At 73.9% G+C, this 23976-nt stretch carries 23 protein-coding genes; 10 read left to right on the top strand and 13 right to left on the bottom strand.

Features of this window, described 5'->3' with window-relative positions; translation table 11 throughout:
- Positions 1-2 precede the first annotated feature (2 nt).
- Complete coding sequence (locus AB0I68_RS15670; protein ID WP_363177838.1) at positions 3-1118, bottom strand: acyl-CoA dehydrogenase family protein; 1116 nt, start codon at positions 1116-1118, stop codon at positions 3-5.
- A 232-nt stretch (positions 1119-1350) separates the two neighbouring features.
- Between AB0I68_RS15670 and AB0I68_RS15675 the strand changes: the two genes are divergently transcribed.
- Positions 1351-2217, top strand: a complete 867-nt coding sequence (locus tag AB0I68_RS15675) for an alpha/beta fold hydrolase (RefSeq protein WP_363177839.1) — start codon at positions 1351-1353, stop codon at positions 2215-2217.
- A gap of 51 nt (positions 2218-2268) precedes the next feature.
- On the opposite strand, the gene AB0I68_RS15680 is transcribed toward AB0I68_RS15675, so the two are convergent.
- The 3 genes from AB0I68_RS15680 to AB0I68_RS15690 all read right to left on the bottom strand — a co-directional run bounded on the left by AB0I68_RS15680 (position 2269) and on the right by AB0I68_RS15690 (position 4464).
- Positions 2269-3294 (bottom strand): lytic polysaccharide monooxygenase, encoded by a 1026-nt coding sequence (locus tag AB0I68_RS15680; RefSeq protein WP_363177840.1) that lies wholly within the window; start codon positions 3292-3294, stop codon positions 2269-2271.
- A gap of 226 nt (positions 3295-3520) precedes the next feature.
- Positions 3521-4006: a DUF402 domain-containing protein gene (locus tag AB0I68_RS15685; RefSeq protein WP_363177841.1), complete on the bottom strand. Its 486-nt coding sequence runs from the start codon at positions 4004-4006 to the stop codon at positions 3521-3523.
- Complete coding sequence (locus AB0I68_RS15690; RefSeq protein WP_363177842.1) at positions 4003-4464, bottom strand: hypothetical protein; 462 nt, start codon at positions 4462-4464, stop codon at positions 4003-4005. Before AB0I68_RS15690 ends, AB0I68_RS15685 begins: the two co-directional genes overlap by 4 nt.
- Before the next feature lie 72 nt (positions 4465-4536).
- Here AB0I68_RS15690 and AB0I68_RS15695 point away from each other — a divergent pair, with 72 nt between their 5' ends.
- Positions 4537-4923: a GntR family transcriptional regulator gene (locus AB0I68_RS15695; protein ID WP_363177843.1), complete on the top strand. Its 387-nt coding sequence runs from the start codon at positions 4537-4539 to the stop codon at positions 4921-4923.
- Positions 4924-5171: 248 nt separating this feature from the next.
- Here the strand turns inward: AB0I68_RS15695 and AB0I68_RS15700 are convergent, their stop codons facing one another.
- Together AB0I68_RS15700 and AB0I68_RS15705 are read right to left on the bottom strand one after the other, a co-directional pair.
- Positions 5172-5714, bottom strand: coding sequence for an FABP family protein (locus AB0I68_RS15700; protein WP_363177844.1), 543 nt, complete (start codon positions 5712-5714; stop codon positions 5172-5174).
- Positions 5715-5810: 96 nt separating this feature from the next.
- Positions 5811-6920, bottom strand: coding sequence for a DUF5925 domain-containing protein (locus tag AB0I68_RS15705; RefSeq protein WP_363177846.1), 1110 nt, complete (start codon positions 6918-6920; stop codon positions 5811-5813).
- A gap of 197 nt (positions 6921-7117) precedes the next feature.
- Between AB0I68_RS15705 and AB0I68_RS15710 the strand changes: the two genes are divergently transcribed.
- A complete protein-coding gene (locus AB0I68_RS15710; protein WP_363177967.1) occupies positions 7118-7921 on the top strand; it encodes an SGNH/GDSL hydrolase family protein in 804 nt (267 codons plus the stop codon).
- Here AB0I68_RS15710 and AB0I68_RS15715 read toward each other — a convergent pair.
- A complete protein-coding gene (locus AB0I68_RS15715) occupies positions 7905-9620 on the bottom strand; it encodes a protein kinase (protein WP_363177968.1) in 1716 nt (571 codons plus the stop codon). The two genes, AB0I68_RS15710 and AB0I68_RS15715, sit on opposite strands and share 17 nt — an antisense overlap.
- Before the next feature lie 366 nt (positions 9621-9986).
- Between AB0I68_RS15715 and AB0I68_RS15720 the strand changes: the two genes are divergently transcribed.
- The gene (locus AB0I68_RS15720) at positions 9987-10256 is read left to right on the top strand and encodes a hypothetical protein (protein ID WP_172671376.1); all 270 of its coding nucleotides are present in this window, start codon (positions 9987-9989) and stop codon (positions 10254-10256) included.
- A gap of 37 nt (positions 10257-10293) precedes the next feature.
- Here AB0I68_RS15720 and AB0I68_RS15725 read toward each other — a convergent pair whose 3' ends face one another.
- From AB0I68_RS15725 to AB0I68_RS15735, 3 genes are all read right to left on the bottom strand, one after another.
- Entirely contained in the window at positions 10294-11517 is a 1224-nt protein-coding gene (locus AB0I68_RS15725; RefSeq protein WP_363177847.1) for a CaiB/BaiF CoA-transferase family protein, read from the bottom strand.
- Positions 11518-11611: 94 nt separating this feature from the next.
- Complete coding sequence (locus tag AB0I68_RS15730; RefSeq protein WP_363177848.1) at positions 11612-12400, bottom strand: ABC transporter permease; 789 nt, start codon at positions 12398-12400, stop codon at positions 11612-11614.
- Positions 12397-13362: an ATP-binding cassette domain-containing protein gene (locus tag AB0I68_RS15735; RefSeq protein WP_363177849.1), complete on the bottom strand. Its 966-nt coding sequence runs from the start codon at positions 13360-13362 to the stop codon at positions 12397-12399. Before AB0I68_RS15735 ends, AB0I68_RS15730 begins: the two co-directional genes overlap by 4 nt.
- A 63-nt stretch (positions 13363-13425) precedes the next feature.
- Here AB0I68_RS15735 and AB0I68_RS15740 point away from each other — a divergent pair, with 63 nt between their 5' ends.
- Positions 13426-14160, top strand: coding sequence for a TetR/AcrR family transcriptional regulator C-terminal domain-containing protein (locus AB0I68_RS15740; RefSeq protein ID WP_363177850.1), 735 nt, complete (start codon positions 13426-13428; stop codon positions 14158-14160).
- Positions 14161-14509: 349 nt separating this feature from the next.
- Here AB0I68_RS15740 and AB0I68_RS15745 read toward each other — a convergent pair whose 3' ends face one another.
- Positions 14510-15637: a type ISP restriction/modification enzyme gene (locus tag AB0I68_RS15745; RefSeq protein WP_363177969.1), complete on the bottom strand. Its 1128-nt coding sequence runs from the start codon at positions 15635-15637 to the stop codon at positions 14510-14512.
- 145 nt (positions 15638-15782) lie between these two features.
- Here AB0I68_RS15745 and AB0I68_RS15750 point away from each other — a divergent pair, with 145 nt between their 5' ends.
- Positions 15783-15944 (top strand): hypothetical protein, encoded by a 162-nt coding sequence (locus AB0I68_RS15750; RefSeq protein WP_363177851.1) that lies wholly within the window; start codon positions 15783-15785, stop codon positions 15942-15944.
- A gap of 111 nt (positions 15945-16055) precedes the next feature.
- Here the strand turns inward: AB0I68_RS15750 and AB0I68_RS15755 are convergent, their stop codons facing one another.
- Positions 16056-16805 (bottom strand): GntR family transcriptional regulator, encoded by a 750-nt coding sequence (locus tag AB0I68_RS15755; protein WP_030161804.1) that lies wholly within the window; start codon positions 16803-16805, stop codon positions 16056-16058.
- A 50-nt stretch (positions 16806-16855) separates the two neighbouring features.
- Complete coding sequence (gene hmgA, locus AB0I68_RS15760) at positions 16856-18169, bottom strand: homogentisate 1,2-dioxygenase (protein ID WP_363177852.1); 1314 nt, start codon at positions 18167-18169, stop codon at positions 16856-16858.
- Positions 18170-18400: 231 nt separating this feature from the next.
- Between hmgA and AB0I68_RS15765 the strand changes: the two genes are divergently transcribed.
- From AB0I68_RS15765 to AB0I68_RS15780, 4 genes are all read left to right on the top strand, one after another.
- Positions 18401-20524: a right-handed parallel beta-helix repeat-containing protein gene (locus tag AB0I68_RS15765; protein WP_363177853.1), complete on the top strand. Its 2124-nt coding sequence runs from the start codon at positions 18401-18403 to the stop codon at positions 20522-20524.
- Between the two features lie 73 nt (positions 20525-20597).
- Entirely contained in the window at positions 20598-21524 is a 927-nt protein-coding gene (locus AB0I68_RS15770; protein ID WP_363177854.1) for a hypothetical protein, read from the top strand.
- A gap of 145 nt (positions 21525-21669) precedes the next feature.
- On the top strand, positions 21670-22965 hold the full coding sequence (locus AB0I68_RS15775) for a hypothetical protein (protein ID WP_363177855.1): 1296 nt from the start codon (positions 21670-21672) through the stop codon (positions 22963-22965).
- Between the two features lie 35 nt (positions 22966-23000).
- On the top strand, positions 23001-23621 hold the full coding sequence (locus AB0I68_RS15780; protein WP_363177970.1) for a TetR/AcrR family transcriptional regulator: 621 nt from the start codon (positions 23001-23003) through the stop codon (positions 23619-23621).
- Positions 23622-23976: the final 355 nt, after the last annotated feature.

A 23976-nucleotide genomic window follows, 5' to 3' on the forward strand; every position in this document is an offset into this window, starting at 1 on the left:
CCCTACGGGGTGTTCCGCTCCTGCGGCCCGCCCAGCAGGAGCCGGGCCATTTCGGTGCGGAGCTGTGAGGTCTGGGCCTGGATCAGGTGGAACTGGGCCTCGCGGGCGAGGCGGCCGGCGGTGTTCCCGTACGACATCGCCCGGCCGCCCGTCGCGGCGACGCAGGCGGTGGCCGCCCGCACGCCCAGCTCCAGGGCGGCCGCCCGGAGCGCCAGCCGGTCCTCGACCCGTTCCTCCGGCGGGAGTTCGTCGCGCAGGGCGTAGGCCTCCGTGCGCAGCCGGGCCGCCTCCTGCGCCACCCGGTGGCCGAGCTCCTCGTACGCGGAGCCGGCGGCGGGGGCAGACCGTACGAGGAGATCGGCTGCGGCGCGCACATGGCCGAAGACGGCGGGGTGGGCGTTCGCGTTCTCGAGATCGTATGCACGGGCCCACTCCGCCCGGGGCCGTACGGAGATCACCGCGCTCCGCGGGACGAGGACATCGCGTACCTCCACCGCCACCGTGCGGGTGCCGTTCATCGCCCACAGCGGCGCCGGTCCGGCCGCGACCAGCCCCGGGTCGCCGTCCGGCCCGCAGGCCACCGCGGCGAACAGCACCCGGTCGTCCGGGGCGAGGGCGCCGAGGTACACCACGTCGGAGAGGCCCCAGCCGGTCATCCACGGCACCCGGCCGCGCAGCCGCCACCCGTCGGCGACCGGTTCGGCGGTGACGGGCGGCCGGGCGTGCCGCAGGAAGGCGAAACCGGCCGTGCCGCGCCGCTCTCCCGAGGCGAGGGCGGACGACCACTGTTCGCGCAGCGCGGCCGCTTCCGTCCCGGTGGCCGCGTGGAGCGCCTTCACCAGGGCGAAGTGCTGGGTGTGGACGAACCAGGTGGACGGATCCGCCGCCGACAGCAACTCATTGACCTCGCGGACCACTTGACGTGTGGTCAGCCCGCTCTCGGGGCGGGGCGTGTGGCCGAGGGCTCCGTACGCGCCGCAGCGGGCGAGGGCGTTGAGGTGCGAACGCGGCACGCCCTCCTGGGCGGTCTCCTCCACGACGGGCCCCAGCGTGCCCACGGCGACCTCGGTGACCGCGCGAACGAGCGGGTCGGCGGCCAGATCGGGTGGGGTGGCCAAGGCCGTTCCTGCACCGGGAGCCCACTGCATCTGAGCACTCACCTCACGCGGAGTAGGGGGCTCCATTGTCCCGGGGGCGTGCGGGGGCGGGGGGCGACACGCATTTTTTACTGACGCGTAACTTCCAAGTTTTGCTACTCGCCCGTAATTTGGCCGAAGCAGCACCCCCTTGTGATCCGGATCACGGGACGAACCCCCACGTCTTTCCCTGACCCAGCAAGGAGATCACTCGATGCTGCCCTGGCGACGCCTGCTCCGCCCGCTGGCCGTCCTCACCCTCGCCGCTGCCGCCCTCGTCGCCCCCACCGGCGCCGCGCAGGCCGCGTCCGCACCCAGCAGCGGCTGGAACGACTGGTCCTGCAAGCCCTCGGCCGCCCATCCCCGCCCCGTCGTTCTCGTACACGGCACGTTCGGGAACTCCGTGGACAACTGGCTCGGATTCGCTCCGTACCTCGTCCACCGCGGCTACTGCGTCTACTCGCTCGACTACGGGCAACTGCCCGGCGTGCCCTTCTTCAACGGGCTCGGCCCCATCGACAAGTCGGCCGGCCAGCTCGACGTCTTCGTGGACAGGGTGCTGGCCTCCACCGGAGCCGCGAAGACCGACATCGTCGGCCACTCGCAGGGCGGCATGATGCCGAACTACTACCTCAAGTTCCTCGGCGGAGGCCCCAAGGTCAACGCCCTGATCGGGCTCGCGCCCGACAACCACGGAACCACCCTGGACGGGCTCACCCAGCTGCTCCCGTACTTCCCCGGCGCCCAGGACCTGATCAGCTCCGCGACCCCGGGGCTGGCCGACCAGATCGCCGGATCCGCCTTCGTCACCAAGCTGAACGCGGGCGGGGACACCGTCCCCGGGGTCCAGTACACGGTCATCGCGACCAAGTACGACGAGGTCGTCACGCCGTACCGGACCGGGTTCCTCCAGGGGACGGGCTCCAACGTACGGAACGTCGTGCTCCAGGACCTGTGCCCCCTGGACCTCTCCGAGCACGTCGCCATCGGGCTCACCGACCGGATCGCCTGGCACGAGGCGCTCAACGCCCTCGACCCGGCGCACGCCAACCGGACCACCTGCGCATCGGTCTTCGAGTGACGGCGACGCACGGGCGGTCCGGACGGTGAACCGGTCGGACCGGCGGCCGGACTAGCGGCCGCGGCGGCCCGGCGCCGTCGCACGGCGTCGGGCCACAGCGAACAGCACGGCCGCACCGAGGGCCAGCACGCCCGCCCCGGCGATCGCGATCGCCGGGGTGGCGCCGCTGCCACCCGTCTCGGCCAGGTTGGTGGTGCCCACCGGGGACTCCGACGGGACCGGCGCGAGGGCGGTGCTGCCGTTCGTCCTCGGGTCGTTGTCGCCGTGGCCGTTGTGCTCCACCGTGGACTTGCTCTCGCCGTCGGCGATCTGCTGGTCCGTCGGGGCCTTGGGCACGTCCGAGGGGTGGCCGGCGGAAGGCTTGGCGCTCGGCTTCGCGCTCGGCTTCGTGCCCGGGGTGGTTCCGGTGCCGCCGCCGGTGCCTCCGCTCCCGCCGCCGTCCTTGCCGAACACCACATCCGAGCAGGTGTAGAAGGCCTCCGGGCTGTCCGAGCGCTGCCAGATGCTGTAGATCAGATGCCGCCCGGACTTGTTCGGCACGCTGCCGGAGAAGACGTAGTCCCCGTTCTGCATGCCCGGGTCGGTGGCCTTCGCGAACGGCGCCGGCTCCAGGTCGGACCACTTCAGCGGCTTCGTCGGGTCGTAGCCGTCCTTCGTGATGTACAGCTCGAAGGAGCCCTTGTGCGGGGCGGTCCCCTTGTACCGGAAGGTGTGCTCGCCCGCGGACATCGGGCCGGCCGGCCAGTCGGCGCGGGCCAGGTCCAGGCCCCGGTACTTGTCGTTGCCGGCGGAGCAGAGCTGGCCGTTCGGGATCAACGAGCGGTGGTTGCCGGCCGCGTTGGCGATGTTGACCGCGTTCCAGTCGTAGAACGGCTGCGTGCCACCGGCCGCCACCGCAGCCTTGCAGGCCGCCGACTTCGGAGACTCCGGCCCCTCCGCGTAGCAGGCCGCCACCCGGCTGACCGGGTCCGTCATCGAGCCGTGGGCGGCCGCCGGCGCGGCGGCGTACGCGGCCACCGCGAGCGGGGCGAGACCGACTGCGGCGATACGGGTCACGGTGCGGCGGCGTACGGGCATGGGTGGATCTCCTTCGGAGCGGCGATGCGGGCACCACGGTCGTGGGTGCGCCGGGAACCGGGCTGCGCGGCGCCGCCCCCCGTGGGATCCGACGCCGCCTCAGGCCTCCCTGGCCCCGCCAAGCTAGCCCCCCGCACCAGCGGTTCCACCCGTTTCGGAGCCCTCCCGAAGATCCTTAGGCTCCCCTTAAGGCAGCGGTAAGCGGCCCCTCAGGAACCGGGCGTGCTCAGGTGAGGAGGGCGGTCAGTCCGGCCGGCGCGTGGGCCTGGGCGGCCAGGGCGTCGAGGGCGCGGACGGCCTCGGCCGCCGCCTCCGGGTCGGTCTCCGCGAGGCCGCTCGCCGCGAACTCGTCCTCGTCCAGGCGCAGGACCGCGGTCCCGTCCGCCGAGACCCACAGGTCCAGGTCCAGGTCCTCGACGAGGATCTCGCCGCCCTGCACCACCGCCGGGCGCGTGACGTCGCAGTACCAGCCCTTGAGGACGCCCTCGCCCGTGCGCACCTCCTTGACCGCGTACCAGCGCGTCCGCCAGAAGTGCTCGGTGAACAGGTCGCCCGGTTCGAAGCGCACGAAGCCGAAGTCCCGTACGCCGTCGGCCGCCCAGGGAGCGCGTACGGAGATCCGGTCGCCCGTGTCGGCGACCAGGGCGGCGGGGTAGCGGATCTTGGTGCGGCCCGCCTTGGTGAGGGCGACGGTCAACTCGGTCCTGCTCATGACTGGTCCGGTCCCTTCAGCTGTTTCGCGTAGCGCGTCTCGGTCGCGCAGACCTCGTATCCGAACGACGTGTTGATGGCGAGCATCGGCTCGTTCCCGGTGTCGTTGCCCGTGAAGGCCTCGGTGCAGCCGGCGGCGCGGGCCCGGCGTGGGGAATCCGTCTTGGCGAGCCTGGCCAGGCCGCGGCCGCGGAAGGCGCGCCGGGTGCCGGTCATCGCCGAGCGTCCGGGCTCCGGGCTGTCGTACGCGAGGCCGGCCTCGGCGGTTCCCGCGACGAGGCCGTCCGCGGTCTCGGCGACGAGGAGGCGATGGCGCTTGGCCGCAGGGGCGGAGGACAGCTCGAAGGCAACGCCGTCGGTGGTGGCGATCATGAAGGGCAGCGCGGCGCGGCGCACCCGTACGACGGACTCCGCGTCCCAGGGGTCGCCCGGGCGGAGGTCGCGGATCGAAACGGTCATGGCACCGACCGTAGGCGCAGGGAGGTGGCGGATGCCTCCGAATTTTCCCGGGAGATGGGGGAGAATCGCCGGGTGACCTCGACGAACCTGAAGATCCGGATCGACGGCTCGGCCGGCGCGGCCGCCCCGTACGAGCAACTGCGCGCGCAGATCTCGCAGGCGGCGCGGGCGGGAGACCTGCCGGTCGGGTACAAGCTGCCGACGGTGCGCGGGCTCGCGGAGGAGCTGGGGCTGGCGGCGAACACGGTCGCGAAGGCCTACCGCGCCCTCGAGGGCGACGGGGTGATCGAGACCCGCGGCCGGAACGGGACCTTCGTCGCGGCGGCCGGCGACGGGGCCGCCCGGGAGGCGGCCACGGCCGCGCAGGCGTACGCAGAGCGCGCGAAGCGGCTGGGCCTGACCTTCGACGAGGCGACGGCGGCCGCCCTGGACGCCCTGCGCGCCCGGTACGGCCACTAGGGGGTGTCCGGGCGCCCGTTCTCAAACAGCGCTAGGGGGTGTCCGGCGGATCAGGGCCGGATAGTCCGGGTCGTCTGGTGCCGTGGATTGCAAGGCGGAGGAGGGAGCCACTGCGGTGGGGGCACCTCCCAGCGGTAGCTGGGGGATATTGGCGACCGACGACAACGCGGCAAGGCGCGGTGCCTGGGGGTCCCCCCGGACGGAGTCTGGGGGAGGCCCGGGCCCGGCCATGATCCGCCGGACACCCCCTAGTCCCGGTACGGGCGCAGCTGCGCCCGGAGGTGGTGCTGCATGGGCTGTCCCATCGCCGCCATGTCCTGCTCGATCGTCAGCTCCCCGTCGCGGAGGGTGTACCGGCGCCGCATGCCGGTGACCTCCTTGGCCCGGGGCGTGCACGCCACCGTGTCGGTCGCCATCTCGATCTCCGTGCCGGACACCCGGCCGACGTACGTCTCCACGATGCCGGTGGGGTGCGCGAGGACGACCTCCAGGGAGGCGTCGGGCAGGATCCGCCACCATCCGGACTCCCGCCCCGAGGGGCGCAGGGCCGTGCCGGACTCGTCGATGAGCCATGCGCGCGACTCGTAGCGCAGGAACGGCCGGCCGTCGTGGCTGAAGGTGATCTCCTGCTCGTACCGGAAGCCCTGCTCCAGGGTCGGGTACTCGCCGCGGCCCCGGCCGTGCCAGCGCCCGAGCAGGGACAGCACCGGCCGGAGCTGCGGGTGCGGCTCGGGGCCCTCGCCGAGGACGTGGCTGTCGGGGTACGGATTCTCCTGCGCCGGCTCGGGCACGTGCACGCTCCTGTTCGGTGTGTCCCCCGGGGGGCTTCGCCCGGGGGACACACGACATTGTCGTCGGCGCGCGGGTCCGGCCCGCGCACGCCCCGCCTACAGGTAAAGGCCCGCTTCCGCACCGTGCTGGCCCTGCGGCGGCAGCAGCGACGCGGGGCCCGTGCCCCGCCGCAGCGCGAACAGTTCGGCCAGCGTGGCGCCCTCGCGCGGAACGCCCTCGTCCGTGCCCAGCCAGTCCACCGCCTCGCCGTGCGTCAGACGGCCGACCTCGATCCGGGCCAGGCAGCGGCCCGGCCGGACCACCGCCGGATGGAGCCGTTCCAGGTCCTCGTTCGTGGTCACGCCGACCAGTACGTTGCGGCCCTGCCCCAGCAGCCCGTCCGTCAGGTTCAGCAGCCGCGACAGCGCCTGGCCCGCCGTGTGCCGGGCCTCGCCGCGGATCAGCTCGTCGCAGTCCTCCAGCAGCAGCAGCCGCCACCGGCCCTTCGCCGTGCCCTCGTCCTCGCCGATCGCGATGTCCATCAGGTAGCCCACGTCGTTGAACAACCGCTCAGGGTCCAGGACGCAGTCCACCTGGCACCAGTCCCGCCACGACCGGGCCAGCGTCCGCAGCGCCGAGGTCTTGCCGGTGCCGGGCGGGCCGTGCAGCAGGAGCAGCCGCCCCGCGATGTCGTCCGGGGTCACCTTCATCAGCCGGTCCATCGCCCCGGCCACCGGCGCCGTGTAGTTGGGCCGCACCTCCGGCCAGGTCCCGGCCGCGATCTGGCGGGTCGTCCGGTACGGGCCGCGCCGCGGGGAGACGTACCAGAACCCCATCGTGACGTTCTCCGGCTGCGGTTCGGGCTCGTCCTGCACCCCCTCCGTGGCCTCGCTGAGCACGCTGGAGGCGAGTTCGTCGCTGACCGCCGTCACCGTCACGTCCGCGCCCCGGCTCCAGCGCGAGACGAGCATCGTCCAGCCCTCGCCCTCCGCGAGGGTGGCGCTTCGGTCGGAGTCGCGCGCCGAACGCAGCACGGTGGCCTCGGGCGGCAGCAGGGTCGCCTCCGCCTTCACCCGCTCGATCGTCACGCTGTGCGAGTACGGCTGCTCGCCGGACGCGAACCGGCCGAGGAACAGCGCGTCCACGACATCCGACGGTGAATCGCTGTCGTCGACGTTGAGCCGGATCGGCAGCGCGTCATGCGGGTTGGCTGGCATGGCGCCCATGATCCGGCACGAAGTGGCCTCGTGCACCCGTGTTTCGCTGGATCGGGTGCCCAAGCTCCCTCCTCAAACGCGCCGGTGGTGAAGATTCGGGTCGCAACTCTGCCCCGAAAATTCTTGGCATGAACACTTCCAACCAACCCCGGCTCCTTGTACCACGGACTCAGGAGTAACCCCCACAAGGAGCCGCACACATGAGCATGAAGATGTCGCGCTTCGCTGCCCTGACCTCCTCCCTGTTACTCGCCGCGGGCGCCGCCCTGTTCGGCGCGGGACAGGCGGCCGCCGCCACGGCCGACTTCGGCTACGTCGCCCTCGGCGACTCGTACTCCTCCGGCGTCGGCGCCGGCAACTACGACAGCGGGAGCGGCGACTGCAAGCGCACCTCCCGCGCCTATCCGGCCCTGTGGGCCGCCGCCCATTCCCCGCAGACCTTCTCCTTCACCGCCTGCTCGGGCGCTCGTACGGGTGACGTCCTCTCCGGCCAGCTCGGCCCGCTGAACTCCGGCACCGACCTGGTCAGCATCACCATCGGCGGCAACGACGCCGGATTCTCCGACGTCATGACGACCTGTGTGCTCCAGTCCGAGTCCACCTGCATCAGCCGCGTCAACCAGGCCAAGGCGTACGTCGACTCCACCCTCCCCGGCCGGCTCGACCAGGTCTACGACGCGATCCACGGCCGGGCGCCCGGCGCCCACGTCGTCGTCCTCGGCTATCCCCGCTTCTACCAGCTGAACGGCACCTGCGCCACCGGGCTCACGGAGGGCGAGCGCTCCGCCATCGACGGCGCGGCCGACTACCTGAACGCCGCGATCGCCAAACGCGCCGCCGACCACGGGTTCACCTTCGCCTCGGTCGCAGGCGCCTTCACCGGCCACGAGATCTGCTCCGGCGACACCTGGCTGCACAGCGTCAACTGGCTCAACATCGGCGAGTCCTACCACCCCACCGCCGCCGGACAGTCCGGCGGCTACCTGCCCGTCCTCACCAACGCCGCCTGACCGCGGCGGCTACGGAGCGGCGGCCTTTCGGCCCCGCTGACACCGGCTCCGCGGCCTCCGGCCCCGCAGACGCCGGCTCCGCAGTCTCCGGCCCCGCCGCCACAGGGGCCGGGGACACCGGGGCCGGCGAACCGCTCGCGCCGGGGGAGGGGGAGGTGGTCCCGCCCGTCGGGGTCTCCCCCTCCTCGCACGTCACGGAGAACTCCACCCACTCCGAGGCCCCCGGGGCGGGCCCCCGCACCTCCAGCCGGATCGCGTCGTCGAAGGTCGCGTTCGGGTAGTACGTGAGCTCGGTGTGGTCCAGCTGCCGGCTCCGGGGGCCGTCCGCCGCGTACGTGACGGACTGCCAGCGGGGATCGGAGGTGACCCCGCTGCGCGTCGCCCAGCGGTACTCCAGCACGGCGGGCGTACGGTCCGCCTCGACGGTCGCCGTGAAGGCGGGCGCCTGCGCGGCGGGCGGCGGGCAGGACCCGCGGTAGCCCGCCCGTACGGCGCGTACCGACACGGCGAACTGGGGCCCGGGCGTGGCCGGCGGCGAAGCGGACGGCGACGGGGAGGAGGACGCGGACGGCGACCCCGATCCGGACGGGCTCGCGGACGCCGCGGCCGAGGTGGCGGCCGGGCCCGTCGGGCCGGTACCCCCGCTCCCGCCCGGCTCCTTGCGGTCCTTGAGCAGCAGCCACCCCAGGGCGACCACCGCCAGCAGCAGCACCACGATCCCGGCGATCAGCACCAGCCCGGCCCGCCCCTCGCGCGGCGGCGCCCCGCCGCCCGCAGCCCCCACCGGGGCGGGACCCGGCACCGGCACCGGCGCGGGCATCGGCATCGGCATCGGCGGGGTGGGCCCGTCGTGGCGGCCCGGCCCCTCCTGGCGGCCCTGTCCGTGGTGCGCCGTGGCCGTCGGCGAGTCCGGACCCGACACCGCCCCGCCCGAGCCCCGTACGATCCCGCCCGCCCCGATGATCCGCAGCATCCGGGCCGCCTCCGCCGCGGGCAGCCGCTCCGCCGGGTCCTTGCGCAGCAGCCCCTCCAGTACGGGCGTCAGGGGCCCGGCCCGGCGCGGCGGCGGCAACTCCTCGTCCACCACCGCCCGCAGCGTGGACAGCGGGGTGTCCTGCCGGAAGGGCGAGACCCCCTCGACGGCGACGTACAGCATCACCCCGAGCGACCACAGGTCCGATTCGGGCCCCGGATCGCGCCCCAGCGCCCGCTCCGGCGCCAGGAACTCGGGGGAGCCCACCACCTCGCCCGTCATCGTGATCGCCGACGAGCCCTCCAGGCTGGCGATCCCGAAGTCGCTCAGCACCATCCGGCCGTCGTTGGCGATCAGCACGTTGGAGGGCTTGACGTCCCGGTGCAGCACCCCGGCCTCGTGCGCGGAGCGCAGCGCGGCCAGCACCTGCTCCCCGAGGTGCGCGGCCCGCTGCGGGGTGAGCGGCCCCTCGGCCTCCAGTACGTCGGCCAGGGAGAGCCCGCGGACCAGCTCCATCACGATCCAGGGCCGGCCGTCCTCGGAGGCCACGTCATAGACCGTGACGACCCCGCGGTGCGAGACCCGGGCCGCCGCCCAGGCCTCCCGCTCGAGCCGCCGGTACATCCGCCCGATCTCGGCGCCGTCCAGCCCGGTCGGCGGCCGTACCTCCTTGACGGCCACCTCGCGGCCCAGGACCTCGTCGCGGGCCCGCCACACGATGCCCATGCCGCCCCGGCCCAGCAGGTCGAGCAGCCGGTACCGGCCCGAGATGACACGGCCGGCGGCGGATTCCCCGCCCGCCTCACCGATGTTGTCACTCACGCGAGCCCCCAGGTGTGTCCGTGTGTCGGCGGGCGATCACTCCAAGTTAGCGCAGTGTGCGCGATGTGGCCCCGGTCCGGGCGGGACTCGCCCGGGGACCCGCCGAACGGCCACCTCCCCTGCGGAGAGTGACGGTCGACTCCATTGAGTGACCGTCAACTCCCCGTCGCTATAGGGGTAATTCACACCACCGGGATACCCGAGCACGACGCGGGGGCGATAGGGTTACCCTGCCCGGGCCGGGTGCCCTCGTACGGGTGGGGAGAGAACATGGAACAGATAGCAATGCGCAGCAGGCCGCCTCGCGTGCCTGCCATCACCTGCGGCAGCAGTGCGACCAGCTCGCGCCTCGACCGCCACCTCGCCGTGCTGGGCGGACCCGCCGTCCCGCACCGCGAGGCAGCCGAGGCGACGCTGCTGATGCGCGAACTCACTTCTCGCGACCACACGCACCGACTGCGGAGCCGGAGCGCGCGCGTCTCGCTCTTCGCGCCGCTGCGCCGTCTGCGTCGCACGCTCTTCGGCAGCCGCCGCTCGTAACAACCGTCCCCGACTCCTTCTGGTTTCGCCCCCGGCCCTACGCAACCACACCATCCCGGCGCAGTGTCGTGATCTGTGCGCCCGTCATCCCCAGGGCGCGCAGCAGGGCCCCGGTGTGTTCGCCGAGCGCGGGCACCGCACCCATGTGCGGTGCCGCGCCTCCCGGCAGTCCGATCGGCGGCAGCAAGGCCCGCAGCGGACCGGCCGGTGATCCCACTTCCCGCCAGCGGTCCCGTGCCGCCAGCTGCGGGTGCTGCGCGAGCCGGGCCACCGAGTTCAGCCGCGCACACGCGATGCCCGCCGCCTCCAGCCGCCCGATCGCCTCGTCCGCGCCCAGCCGGGCCAGCGCCTCGGCGACCACGGCGTCGGTCTTCTCCCGGCCCCGGGTGCGCGCCGTGTTCGTCGCGTACGCCGGATCCTCGGCCAACTCGGGCCGCTCCAGCACCTGTTCGGCGAGCCGCCGCCACTCGCGGTCGTTCTGCACCGACAGCAGCACCCGGTCCCCGTCGGCCGTCGGGTAGGCGTCGTACGGGGCGATGACGGCGTGCGCGAGGCCTGTGCGCACGGGCTGCTCCCCGCCGTGCATCGTGTGGTGCAGCGGATGCCCCATCCACTCGGCCAGCGCGTCGAGCATCGAAACCTCCACCCGGCCGCCGCGCCCGGTGGTCCCGCGGCGCAGCAGGGCCGCGAGAACCCCGGAGAAGGCGTACATGGCCGCCGCGATGTCAGCGGCCGGGATGCCCGCCTTGACGGGCTGCTCCGGGGTGCCGGTCACCGAGACCAGCCCCGCCTCGCACTGCACGAGCATGTCGTAGGCGCGCTTGTGGGCGTACGGGCCCTCGGCCCCGTACCCGGAGATGTCGACGGCGACCAGCCGCGGGTACCGCTCGCACAGCGAGGCCGAGTCGAGCCCGAGCCGGGCGGCGGCCCCCTGCGCGAGGTTCTGGACGAAGACGTCGGCCCCGTCGAGCAGCCCGTGCAGGACCTCCCGGCCGCGCGGGTCCTTCAGGTCGAGCGCGATGGACTCCTTGCCGCGGTTGGCCCAGACGAAATGCGAGGCCAGTCCGTGTGCCGCCGTGTCGTAGGCGCGCGCGAAGTCGCCGCCGTCGGGCCGTTCGACCTTGATCACCCGGGCTCCGAGGTCGGCGAGCTGGCGGGTGGCGAAGGGGGCCGAGACGGCCTGTTCGACGGCGACGACGGTGACGCCTTCGAGGGGCAGGGGTTCCACGGGGCGCGCGGGCGCGGGCGAGTCGGGTGTCATGACAGCCTGCCTACCGGCTGGGACCCCGGCCTGTCACCACACAGGGCGTCGACATCCTGTGCTTTGCGCGGTTCGTCTGTGTATGACGCCGGTCTCAGTCCCGGCCGCGCGCGAACCTGCGGGTGGCCGGCGGTGCGAAGACGGCCAGGAGGAGCAGCGACCAGGCGACGGCCCCCGCGACCGGGTGCGCCGCCGGCCAGGCGGCGCCCGCCGCGGCCTCGCCGCCCGCGTTTCCGCACAGCGCGCGCACCGCCGTGGCGACGGCGCTGATCGGGTTCCACTCGGCGGCCGTGCGCAGCCACCCGGGCAGTGGGGCGGTCGGCAGGTAGGCGCTGGACAGCATCGGCAGCACGAAGGTGGCGCTGCCGAGCTGGCCCGCCGCCTCCTCGCTCCGGCTCAGCAGGCCGAGGTACGTCCCCACCCACGCCGTGGCGAAGCGGAACAGCAGCAGCACGCCGAGCGCCCCCAGCGCGCCCGGGAGGCCGTTCTCGATCCGCCAGCCCATCGCGAGCCCCACCAGCATCACCGGCACCATGGAGGCCGCCGTGGTCAGCAGGTCGGCGGCGGTCTGCCCGAGCGGTACGGCCGCGCGGCTCATCGGCAGGGTGCGGAAGCGGTCCGTCACCCCGCGGTGGGCGTCCTGCGCGGCCGTGAACATGCCGGTCATCAGGCCGTTCGCGGCGGTGGCGGCGAGCAGCCCGGGTACCAGGAACTCGCGGTACTCGGAGCCCGGCATGGCGAGCGCGCTGCCGAAGACGTAGCCGAAGAAGAGCAGCAGCGCGATCGGCATGGTCTGGGTGAGGACCAGCAGCGCGGGCGCGTGCCGGGCCTTCTGCAGCTGGCGGGTGAGGACGGCGCCGCCGTCCGACAGCAGGGTGCTCATGCCGCGTGCTCCTTCGGGGTGGCGGTGCGGACCCGGGTGAGGCGCAGGAACACCTCGTCGAGGGTGGGCGGGCGCAGGCTCGCGTCGGTGACCGGAACCCCGGCGTGGTCGAGCGCGCGGATGATCCGGGGCAGGGTGAGCCCCTGGTCCAGGACCGTCGCCCCGGCGGTGAGGCGCTGCCGGTCGAGTACGGGCCGGCCGCCGGTCAGCTGGTCGAGTACGACGGCCGCGCCGGCGAGCGCCTCGGCCTCGGAGACGGTCACCTCCGCGTACGCGCCGATCCGGGACTTGAGCTCGGCCGGGGTGCCCGTGGCGGCGGCCCGGCCGCGGTCGACGACCACGATGTCGTCGGCGAGGCGGTCGGCCTCCTCGAGGTACTGGGTGGTGAGCAGGACCGTCGTGCCCTCCTCGGCGAGCGCCCGCACCGCCGTCCAGATCTGCTCGCGGGCCGCCGGATCGAGGCCCGTGGTGGGCTCGTCGAGGAAGAGCACCCGGGGCCGGGTGACCAGCCCGGCGGCCAGGTCGAGGCGCCTGCGCATCCCGCCGGACCAGGTGGCGGCCACCCGGTCGGCGGCCTCGCCCAGACCGAAGCGCTCCAGCAGCTCATCGGCGCGGGCCCGCCCGGCCGGCCCGCGCAGTCCGGCGAGGCGGGCGAACAGCCGCAGGTTCTCGCGGCCCGTCAGATCCCCGTCGACCGAGGCGTACTGGCCGGTGACCCCGATGGCGCGGCGGACGACGGCCGGATCGCGCGTGACGTCGTGGCCGGCGACGAGGGCACGGCCGCCGGTGGGCCGGGTGAGCGTGGTGAGGATCCGAACGGCCGTGGTCTTGCCCGCGCCGTTGGGGCCGAGGAGCCCGCAGACCGAGCCCTCCGGCACCGCCAGATCGAGGCCGCGCAGCGCATGCACCTCGCCGAAACGCTTCTCCAGGCCTTCACTAAGTACAGCGTACGTAGTTGTCATGCGGGGGACCCTACCTCACTGCGTACGCTGTACGTAACTAGGATGGCGGCGAGGTGATGAGTGATGGCAGCCAGCGGGCGACCTGCCCAACCCGAAGTGATCTGGGCCCGCCCGGGGCGCGCAGGCCGCGGTCCCCGGCCCGCGCACACCCGCGAGTCGATCGCGGCCGAGGCCGTGCGGATCGCGGACGCGGAGGGGATCGAGGCCGTCTCCATGCGGCGCGTGGCCGCCGGGATCGGCGCCGGGACGATGTCCCTGTACAACTACGTGCCGCGCAAGGAGGACCTGTACGAGCTGATGGTCGACGTGGTCAGCGGGGAGTACGAGCTGACCCCGCCGACCCGCGACTGGCGGGCCGACCTGCTCGCGCTCGCCCGCCAGACGCGGGAGCTGATGCACCGGCACCCGTGGCTGCCCCGGCTGCTGTCCCCGGTCCACGGCTTCAGCCCGAACGCCCTGCGCTACCTCGAGCACAGCCTGGACTGCCTGCTTCCGCTGGAGGTCTCCGGTCCGGAGAAGCTGGAGCTCGTCGCCGCGGTCAACGGCACGGTGGCCGCGTTCGTGGCGAGCGAGCTGGCCCTGGCCGAACGGGCCCGGTCGCTGCCGTGGAGCGAGGAGGCCGAGGAGGGCGTGCGGATGGCCTGGCTGGGCTCACGGCTGGCGACCGGGCAGTACCCGCTGCTGACGGCGGCGCTGGCCGGCGGGCATCCGGTGGCGGAGGCGGCGTCCGACCTGGGCGCGGTGTTCGACCGCTCGGTGTCCCGGCTGCTCGGGGCCTGGGAGCCCGCGGAGGGCTGACCCGGGGGCGGATTCGGGGCGGCCCTGGGTTGAGGTGTGGCTGACCCGGGGGTGGGGTGCGGCTGACCCCCGGGCTGACGCGGGGTTGCCCCTGGGGTGACGCGGTGGAGGCGGGGCCGAAGTGGTCCGACGCGGTCCGACGTGGGGCCGGCCGGGGCTGAGGCGGTCCGAGGCCCTGTCGGCCCGGGGGCAACCTGGGTCCGGGGCAGGGCGGATGCGGAGCCGGCCCGCGGTCTGCCGGGGCGGCCGGGGCTGCGGCGGTCCGAGGGCCTGCCGGTCCGGGGGCGAGGCGGGGCGGACGCGGGGCCGGCGCGGGGCTGAGTCGGATCGGCCGGGTCGGCCGGGTTGGTCAGAGCAGTGCGAACTGTCCGTCCGGGCCCTCCTCGTGGTGGTCCAGTACGGAGGCCGGGCGCCGGGCCCAGCGCGGCGGCGGCAGCACTCCTGCGGCCGTCAGCTCGGCGGCCGGCAGCAGCGGTCCGGGGGTGAACGCCGCCCGCTCCGGGGCCAGATCGGCCAGCAGCGCCAGGGTGGTCACCAGCGCCAGCAGCTCCGAGGTCCAGGCCTGCGGCCACTCGGCCGGCCCGAGCGACTCCAGCCCGTCGGCCTGCGGATCCCGGTGGGCGGTGCGGGCGGCGAACCAGGCCTCGAGCACCCGCGTACCGCCCTGCACCGCGTACTCCCAGGCGCCCGGCGGCACGGGGGAGACCGTCCCGGAGCCGAGGCTCAGGGTCTCGGTCTCCGGGTCGTACGCCAGCCCGTCCGGCCAGGCCGGGACCGCCGAGCGGACGTACGGGCGCCGCCCGCCCGGCAGCCGGGGCGGCTCGGCCCCGGGCCCGCCGCGCAGCTGGACGGTGAGCAGGCGGTGCCCCAGCTCCAGCCCGGCCCGCCAGCGCCCGGGGTCGCCGGGGAGCGGGACCTCGTACCCCCGGGGCCCGGGGCGGCCCGCCGCGAGGATCCAGCACAGCACGTCCTGCGGGGTGACCCGGCCGCCGTAGCGCTCGCCCAGCAGCGGCAGCAGGCCCGGCGCGAGATTGGGCTCGGCGCCGCCGGGGCGCCGGTGCAGCGGGCGGATCCGGCCCAGGCGGCCGGCCGGCAGGTGCGCGGTGACCAGCAGCTCGGGGGTCTCGACGGCGAAGAGCTGGTGCTCGTCGAGGACCCGCCACAGCTCCGGGCGGGCCATGTCGATGAGCCGTTGGTCGGGCAGCAGCCACTGCTCGTCGAAGGGATCGCGCAGCACCCGTACGGGGTCGGGGCAGGCGCCCGGCGCATCGGCGAAGCGGGCGGTCGACGGCGAGCGCCGGCCGGGCAGCGCGGCCGCCCCGGTGGTGGGCGTACGGGACCGGGTCGGGCGGAACAGCCGGTCCCGCTCGGCCCCTTCGGCGCCGGTCAGGGCCGCCCAGCGGGCGCGCAGGGCCGCGGGGTCGGGGGCCGCCACCCAGGCCCGGCCCAGGCGCAGGCCGCCCACGGCCCAGGGCATCAGATCGTCCAGCAGCGGTACGTCTTCGCTCACCCGGCAGATGGTAGCGACGGGAAGCGGGGGCCGGGGGTGCGGCCAGGCTGGGTACGGGCCGAAGAGATACGCTCCCTATGTATGGATATGTTCCGATGTCGAGGAGGCGGTCATGAGTCAGTACGACGAATACTCGACTCCGTCGCAGGCCGAGGGCGAGCGGCTCGACGAGGACATGGACGAGAAGGAGAAGATGCAGCGGCACCCGCAGACGATGCGGACCACGCCGTCGCAGGCGGAGGGTGAGCGCCGGCCGGACGAGGACGAGAAGTAGCGTCCTGCGGCCACAGGCGAGGCCGGGCCGGGTCAGGCCGGGCCGGGCGGGGTCAGGCCGGGCGGGGCCGGTCGGGCCGGGTCAGGTCAGGCCGGGCCGGGTCAGGCCGGGTCAGGTGGCGTCGACGGTCACCGTGAACGAGAACCTGTCACCCCGGTACCGGATCCGCGCCACGTCCACGACCCGGCCGTCCTCGTCGTACGTCACGCCCGTGTAGTGCAGGATCGGGCTGAGCAGCGGCACCTGGAGCAGCTCGGCCGTCTCCGGGTCGGCGAGGCGCGCCTCGACCGTGTCCGTGATCCGGCTGATCTTCACGCCCACCACGTCCCGCAGCACCTTGGTCATCGGCCAGCGCGCCAGATCGGCCAGGTCCACCGCCTCGGCGACCTCCGGGCGGACCGCGTTCTCCGCCCAGTTGGTCGGCTCGCCGCTCTCGCCGTCGTGGCGCAGCCGGCGGTACGTGACCACCTCGGCCGTGTCCGGGAAGTGCTCCAGCAGCTCCCCGGACACGGCCGTCCGCTCATGGCCGAGAATCGTCGTGCGGTCGCCCGACTGCTGCGCAACGATCGCGTCGACCGAACCCAGCAGCCGCACCGGGGCCCCGCGCCGCGCACCCGGCTCGATGAACGTGCCGCGCCGCCGGTGCCGGCTGATCAGCCCCTCGCCCTCCAGCTCCTTGAGCGCCTGGCGCATGGTCAGCACACTCACCCCGTAATGCTCGGCGAGCTGCTCCTCGGTGGGCAGGCGCAGCGAGGCGTCCGGGGTGCGCCCCAGTATCGAGGCGCGCAGCGACTGTGACACCTGGTACCAGAGCGGCAGCTTCCGGTTGAGCACCAGGGAGTCGGGGGCGAAGGCGGTCACGGGTGGTTCTCCGTATGGACGGGGCGTGGGGCGCGTGGCGCTTAGTGATACTAGGCGCGGAAGTGACGCTGGAGCCCCTGCCAGACGTCGTCGTATCCGCGCTGGAGGTGATCGGCGCCGGCTGCCTGGGTGGTGGTGGTGATCGGCCAGCGGGTCTCGAACATGAAGGCCAGGCCGTCGTCGATCTTCTGCGGCTTCAGCTCGGCGGCGCTCGCCCGGTCGAAGGTCTCCCGGTCCGGGCCGTGCGCGGACATCATGTTGTGCAGCGAGCCGCCGCCGGGCACGAAGCCTTCGGCCTTGGCGTCGTAGGCGCCCTCGATCAGGCCCATGTACTCGCTCATGACGTTGCGGTGGAAGTACGGCGGGCGGAAGGTGTCCTCGCCGACCAGCCAGCGCGGGGCGAAGACCACGAAGTCGACGCCCGCCAGCCCCGGGGTGTCGGAGGGCGAGGTCAGCACGGTGAAGATCGACGGGTCGGGGTGGTCGTAGCTGATCGAGCCCAGGACGTTGAAGCGGCGCAGGTCGTACACGTACGGGGTGTGCGTGCCGTACCAGGCGACCACGTCGAGCGGGGAGTGGTCGTAGGCGGCGGACCAGAGGTTGCCGCAGAACTTGTTGACCACCTCCGTCGGGCGCTCGCTGTCCTCGTACGCGGCCACCGGGGCCCGGAAGTCGCGTGCGGCGGCGAGGCCGTTGGCGCCGATGGGGCCCAGGTCCGGCAGCTCGAAGGGGCGGCCGTAGTTCTCGCAGACGTACCCGCGGGCGTCGTCGTCCAGGAGCTCCACGCGGAAGCGCACGCCGCGGGGGATCAGGGCGACCTCGCCGGGGCCGGCGCTGAGCAGGCCGAGCTCGGTGCGCAGCAGCAGGCCGCCGCGCTCGGGGACGATCAGCAGCTCGCCGTCGGAGTCGCTGAACACGCGGTCGGTCATGGAGGCGTTGGCGGCGTAGAGGTGGATGGCCATGCCGTTGCGCTGGCCGGCATCGCCGTTGCCGCCGAGGGTCCACAGGCCCGCCAGGAAGTCGGTGCCGGGGGCCGCGTCGGGGAGCGGGTTCCAGCGGAGCCGGTTGGGGTCCGCCGCGGCCTCGGTGAAGGGGGCGGAACGCAGGGCGCCGTTGTCGATCCGGGTGAAGGGCGGGTGGGCCGCCGAGGGGCGGATCCGGTAGAGCCAGGAGCGGCGGTTGTGCCCCCGCGGCTCGGTGAAGGCGCTGCCGCTGAGCTGCTCCGCGTACAGACCGAGGGGGGCGCGCTGGGGCGAGTTGCGGCCGGGCGGCAGGGCGCCGGGCACGGCCTCCGAGCTGTGCTCGTTGCCGAAGCCGGTGAGGTACTCCAGTGCCTCCGCCGTCTTCCTGGCCTGCTCGCTCATGGGTGCTCCCGCTCTCTCGAAGGAATCCTATGGTCGACAGTAGGATTCCCTGGACCGCACGTCAATGGCCCGCACGTCAATGGCCCGCCGGCCGCCTGGCCGCCTGGCCGCCTGGCCGCCTGGCCGGATCGGGCCGATGGGGGCGGGGGCGGGGGGCGCGGCCCCGCGCGATGCCGATTCGCGGCGTCGCGGGGGATCCAAAAAGATGAACATTGCTCTACTCTCACGCGCATGTCGTGGACCCGCAGGTTCCCTGCCGTGCCGGCGGCGCTCCTCGCCGCCCTCCTCGCTCTCCTGTCCCTCTTCGCCGCCGCGCCCGCCGCCCGCGCGCACGAGGAGCGCCCCGTGACCCTCCCGGACGGCTCCGGGTCCGTGCCGCAGTACCGGAAGGCCGAGCCCGACCTGCTGGTCTGCAAGACCGACCGGCCCGCCTTCGAACGCCGGATATCCGCCTTCCCGGATGAGCTGAAGCAGCGCAACCTCGCCCTGTACGAGCGGTGCGAGAAGAGCGGCTACCGGCACCTCCAGGAAGCCGTCGACGCCGTGGACCGGCCCGGAATGAACATCGCGATCCTCCCCGGCCTGTACGAGGAGGAGCCCTCGCTGCCGAAACCCACGGGGGAGTGCGCCGCGCTGAAGGCCCCCAACTCCGCGCTCGGCTACCAGATCCTGTCGTACGAGCAGCAGGTGCAGTGCCGGCACAACCAGAACCTCGTCGCCATCCTCGGCAAGACCGACCTGCAGATCGAGGGCACCGGCGCGAACCGGCTCGACGTCGTCATCGACGCCAAGTACCAGAAGCTGAACGCCATCCGCGCCGACAAGTCGAACGGCATCTACTTCCGCAACTTCACCGCGCAGCGCACCACCTTCAACTCGCTGTACGTGCTCGCGGGCGACGGGTTCGTCATCGACGACGTGCTGACCCGGTGGAACGACGAGTACGGCTTCCTGACCTTCGCCAGCGACCACGGCCTCTACAAGAACTGCGAGTCGTACGGGAACGGCGACTCCGGGATCTACCCGGGCAGCGCCTCCGACATCAACGACGGGCGCGGCTACGACGTCCCCCGCTACTCCATCGAGATCACCGGCTGCCACAGCCATCACAACATGGTCGGCTACTCCGGCACCGCGGGCGACTCGGTGTGGGTGCACGACAACGAGTTCGACCTGAACATGGGCGGCGCCTCGATGGACAGCGCCTTCCCCGGACACCCCGGACTCCCCCAGAACCACGCCAAGTTCGAGCGGAACCTGATCCACGACAACAACGCCGACTACTACCGGTACGTCGCCGACGGCACCTGCGCCAGGCCGCCGATCGAGCGCGGCTACGAGCAGGGGGTGGTCTGCCCGCAGATCTCCATGCCGCCGGGCACCGGCATCATCACCGCGGGCGGCAACTGGAACGTGTACGAGAACAACTGGGTGTACGGACACCGGCGCGCGGGCTTCTTCCTCTCGGCCGTGCCTGCCTACATCCGCGGCGAGGAGCAGTGGTCGAAGCAGGCGGACACCTCCCACCACAACCGCTACGCCGGGAACGTGCTCGGCAGGGACAAGTCCGGCGCCGCCCGCCCCAACGGCATGGACGTGTGGTGGGACGGCCAGGGCCGCGGGAACTGCTGGCAGTCCGGACCCGACGGCTCCACCCCGGGCACGCTCCCGGAGTGCGGCGAGCGCCGGGGCGCGGTGTCGGGCGGCTCGGCCCGCCTGGTGGGCGAACCGGTGAAACTCGCCCAGCTCCTGGTCTGCGCCGACTACAGCGTGCAGGCGCGCAAGCTCCCGGCCGGCTGCGACTGGTACGGCGCGCGCGGCCTGGAGCGGGTGGAGACCCAGATCGCACTGGCGGTGGCGGCGGTCCTGCTGCTCGTGGGCGGCGTGCTGTGGTGGCGCCGCCTGCGCGGCTCCCGCCTGGGCACGGCGGCCTCGCTGCTCGGCCTGGCCGGGCTGGCCCTGGACGTGGCCGGCTCCACGATGCCGCTCGCGGGCACCATGGTGCCGGCCCTGGCCCTGCTCCTGCTGGGCCTGTGGTGGACGGGCGCGGGCATCGCGCTGCGCCCCGGCCGCCCCTGGCTGGCGCGGCTGACCCTGCTGGTGGCGGCCCTCACCCTGCTGGACGCCTTCGACAAAGCCGTCCTGCTGATCCCCTGGATCCCCCTCGGCCCCTCCTGGCTCCGCGCCCTGCTGACCGTGCCCTGGGTCCTCTGGGCCACCATCGCCGCATCCCGCCCGGGCCCCGCCCCGGCCCGCCCCGCCGGCCCGGGCGGCGACCCCGCGCGCGACCGCGCCCCGGTCCCGGCGGGCCCGGCCCCGGCCCTGCACACCGAGGCCACCCCGGACCCGGCATGACCCCCCACCCCACCGGCCCCACCCGCCCCACGAACAAGCCCCTCGCGGCTGTGATGACCGAGGGAGGAATGCAATGAGCGACCGGACCCCAGACCCCATCAGGTGCGACGGCTGCGGGGTGCCGCCCGTCGGGGCGCGGCCCCGGCGGGGCGCCCGAACCGCGACCCTGCTCGCGCTCGTCCTCCTGCTCGTCGGCGGCGCGGCGACGGGCTGCGGAGGGCGGGCCACCACCCACCACAAGCCCGGCACCAGTCACGAGCAGGCCACCGGCGGCGTCGGCACCCTGCTCGATGCCCAGGACCCCACCGGCCACCGGCTCCGCGAGGTCCCGGCCGAGGGCGCGCCGGAGGTGCAGCTCGCCGCCCGCCCCGACTCCGAGGACGGCTGGAACCTCCAGCTGACGGTGAAGAACTTCCGCTTCACCCCCGACAGCACCGGCGGCGCCGCCCTCCCGGGCGCCGGCCACGCGCACCTGGAGCTCGACGGCCGCAAACTGGCCCGGCTGTACGGCCCCTGGTTCCACCTGCCCGCCGCGCAGGTCCCCGAGGGCGCGCACACCCTGACCGTCCGCCTCTACGCGGACGACCACACCGCCTGGGCCGTCGCCGGCAAGGCGATCGAGGGCACGCTCCAGCTCACCGCCACCGCCACCGCTCCGGGCCAGGCAGGCCACGGCCACACCCCGCCTTCGGCGTCGCCGCCGTCGTCGGGAACGCCACCGCCGTCGGAAGCGCAGGCCGACCGCACGGTCACCCTCACCGTCCGGGACGGCAAGGTAACCCCCGCCCCCGGCCGCACCGAGCTGCGGCGCGGCGAACGCGTCGCCCTGCGCGTTACCAGCGACCGCGCGGACACCCTGCACGTCCACGGCTACGACAAGGAACTCGCCCTGCCGGCAGGCCAGGAGGCCACCCTGGTCCTGACGGCCGACCGTACGGGCCTCTTCGAGGTCGAGACCCACGAGTCCCGCCTCGTCCTGACCCAGCTCCTCGTCCGGTGACCCCGCCCGCGCCCGCCCCGGCCCGGACCCACCCGGCCCCGCTCCCCTTCCGCGGCGGGGAACAAGGCCGCGCGGGCGGCCCGCGGTGACCCCGGTCGGGCCGGGTCCCGTCCCCGCCGCGGGCGGCGGTGGCGGGGGCCGGGGCGTGGTCCTTCACCCGGCCGATCCGCTCACCGTGCTCGCGCACGGGATCGGGTCCCAGCACGATCTGCCGATCTCTCCCTTCTACGCATTCGCCGGCGCCTTCGCCGCACTGTTCGTCTCCTTCCTCGCGCTCGGTCTCCTCTGGCCCTCCTCCCGTTTCCGCGGCAACCGGTCAGGCCTCGCCCTGCCCGACGCCCTCGAGCGGATCGCCGACGCGCCGGCCACCCGAACCGCCCTGCGCGGACTCGGCCTCGCCGCCGCGCTCGCCGTCCTCCTCTCCCTCGTCCTCGGTCCCGACGACCCCGCGCACAACCCCGCCCCCGGCGCCGTCTACGTCCTCCTCTGGGTCGGACTCGTCCCCGCCTCCCTCCTCCTCGGCCCCGTCTGGCGCCTGCTCAACCCGCTCCGCACCCTGTACCGCCTGCTGCCCCGCGCCCGGCGTCAGACGCATGCCCCCCTTCCCGCCCGGCTCGGCCAATGGCCCGCCGCCGCCGCGCTGTTCGGCTTCACCTGGCTCGAACTCGCCGCTCCGGATCCCGCATCCACCACCACCCTCCTGACCGCCCTCGCCGTCTACACCGCCGCACAACTCGCGCTCGCCGCCCGCTTCGGAGAGCGCTGGTTCGCCGACGCTGACGCCTTCGAGGTGTACTCCTCCCTCCTGGCCCGGCTCTCGCCCCTCGGCCGCCGCAGCGACGGCCGCCTGGTACTCCGCAACCCCTTCCACGGACTCGACGAGACGCCCGAGCGGCCCGGACTCGTCGCCACCGTCTGCGTCCTGCTCGGCTCCACCGCCTACGACGGCTACTCCGACAACCCGTCGTGGATCAACACCCTCCAGACCTCCCCCCTCGGCCGCACCCCCACGGCCACACTCGGACTGCTCGCTTCCGTCGCCCTCGTCGCCACCCTGTACTGCCTCTGCGCAGCGGCCACCCGCCTCGTCTGCGGCCCGCACCCGGGCCCGCTGACCGCCTTCGCGCACTCACTCGTGCCGATCGCCCTCGGCTATCTCGTCGCCCACTACTTCTCCCTTCTCGTAATCGAAGGGCCACGCACAGTAAGCATGGCACTCGGCACTGACAACGCCCCAGAACCCTTGTCGCCACTGGGTCCCGGCGGTCTCGCCGCCCTCCAGGTCGTTGCCGTCGTCACCGGCCACGTGCTCGGAGTGATCGCGGCCCACGACCGCTCCGTACGCCTCTTCCCGCCCGCCAGGGCCGTCGCCGGCCAGCTGCCGCTGCTCGCGCTCATGATCACTTACACGATCGGGGGGATAGGCCTCCTGCTGAACTGAGACTGCCGGTGAACCGAGAAGCCAGGAGCGGCATGATGGACCCCGTGCCCCCAGCCCACCCCTTGCGCCGTACGCCGATCCAGCAGCGCAGCGCCGACCGGCTCGCCCGGATCCTCGACGCCTGCGCCGAACTGCTGGACGAGACCGGTTACGAGAACCTCAGCACCCGGGCCGTCGCCCTGCGCGCCGGCGTGCCCATCGGTTCGGTCTACCGCTTCTTCGGCAACAAGCGGGCCATGGCCATCGCCCTCGCCCACCGCAACCTGGACCGGTACACCGAAGGCATCGCGGAACGCCTCGCCGCCCTCCCGGCCGGCGACTGGCGGCCCGTCGTGGACGCCGTGCTCGACGAATACCTGGCCATGAAGCGCACCGTCCCCGGTTTCGCTCTCGTCGACTTCGGGGTGCCCGCGCCGCCTGCCGAAGGACCGGCCGCCGACCCCAACCGGCTGGTCGCCGTACGCCTCACCGAACTGCTCGGTGCGCACCTCGGTCTGACCCCGGACGACACACTGGAACGGGCGGTCCTGGTCGCCGTCGAGGCCACGGACGCGCTGACGAAGCTGGCCTTCCGGGCCGACCCGGCCGGCGATCCCGGCATCGTGGCCGAGACCCGGGCGATGATGCACGCCTACCTCGCCGGCGTACTGGACTGACTCCGCCCGGCAGGCCCGCCGACACCCCGCGAACGGCCCCCGCCGCCCGTCCCCTGAGCCCACCCCCGTCGCCGAGGCGGGCCCGCCCGGGGCCCGCCTTTTCCGGTGCCTGTCCGCCCCGGGCCCGCCCTCTCCGGTGTCTGCCCGCCCGCGGCCACCCTTCCGATGTCTACCCGTTTCCGGCCCTGCCCCTTTGCGGCGCCCTCTCCGGCCATCCCCCTCCACCCCTCCGGGGCGCCCACCGTGTCCAGCGCCCTCGCAAGTCCGCCCTCCGGGGCCCGCCGCCCGCGTCCGGCGCCCCCTCCGGGTCCGGCGCCCCCTCCGGGTCCGGCGTTCGCCCGGGGTGCCGCCCCGA

Origin of the sequence: Streptomyces sp. NPDC050448 (genome assembly GCF_040655295.1) — a bacterium.
Classification (GTDB): Bacteria; Actinomycetota; Actinomycetes; order Streptomycetales; family Streptomycetaceae; genus Streptomyces.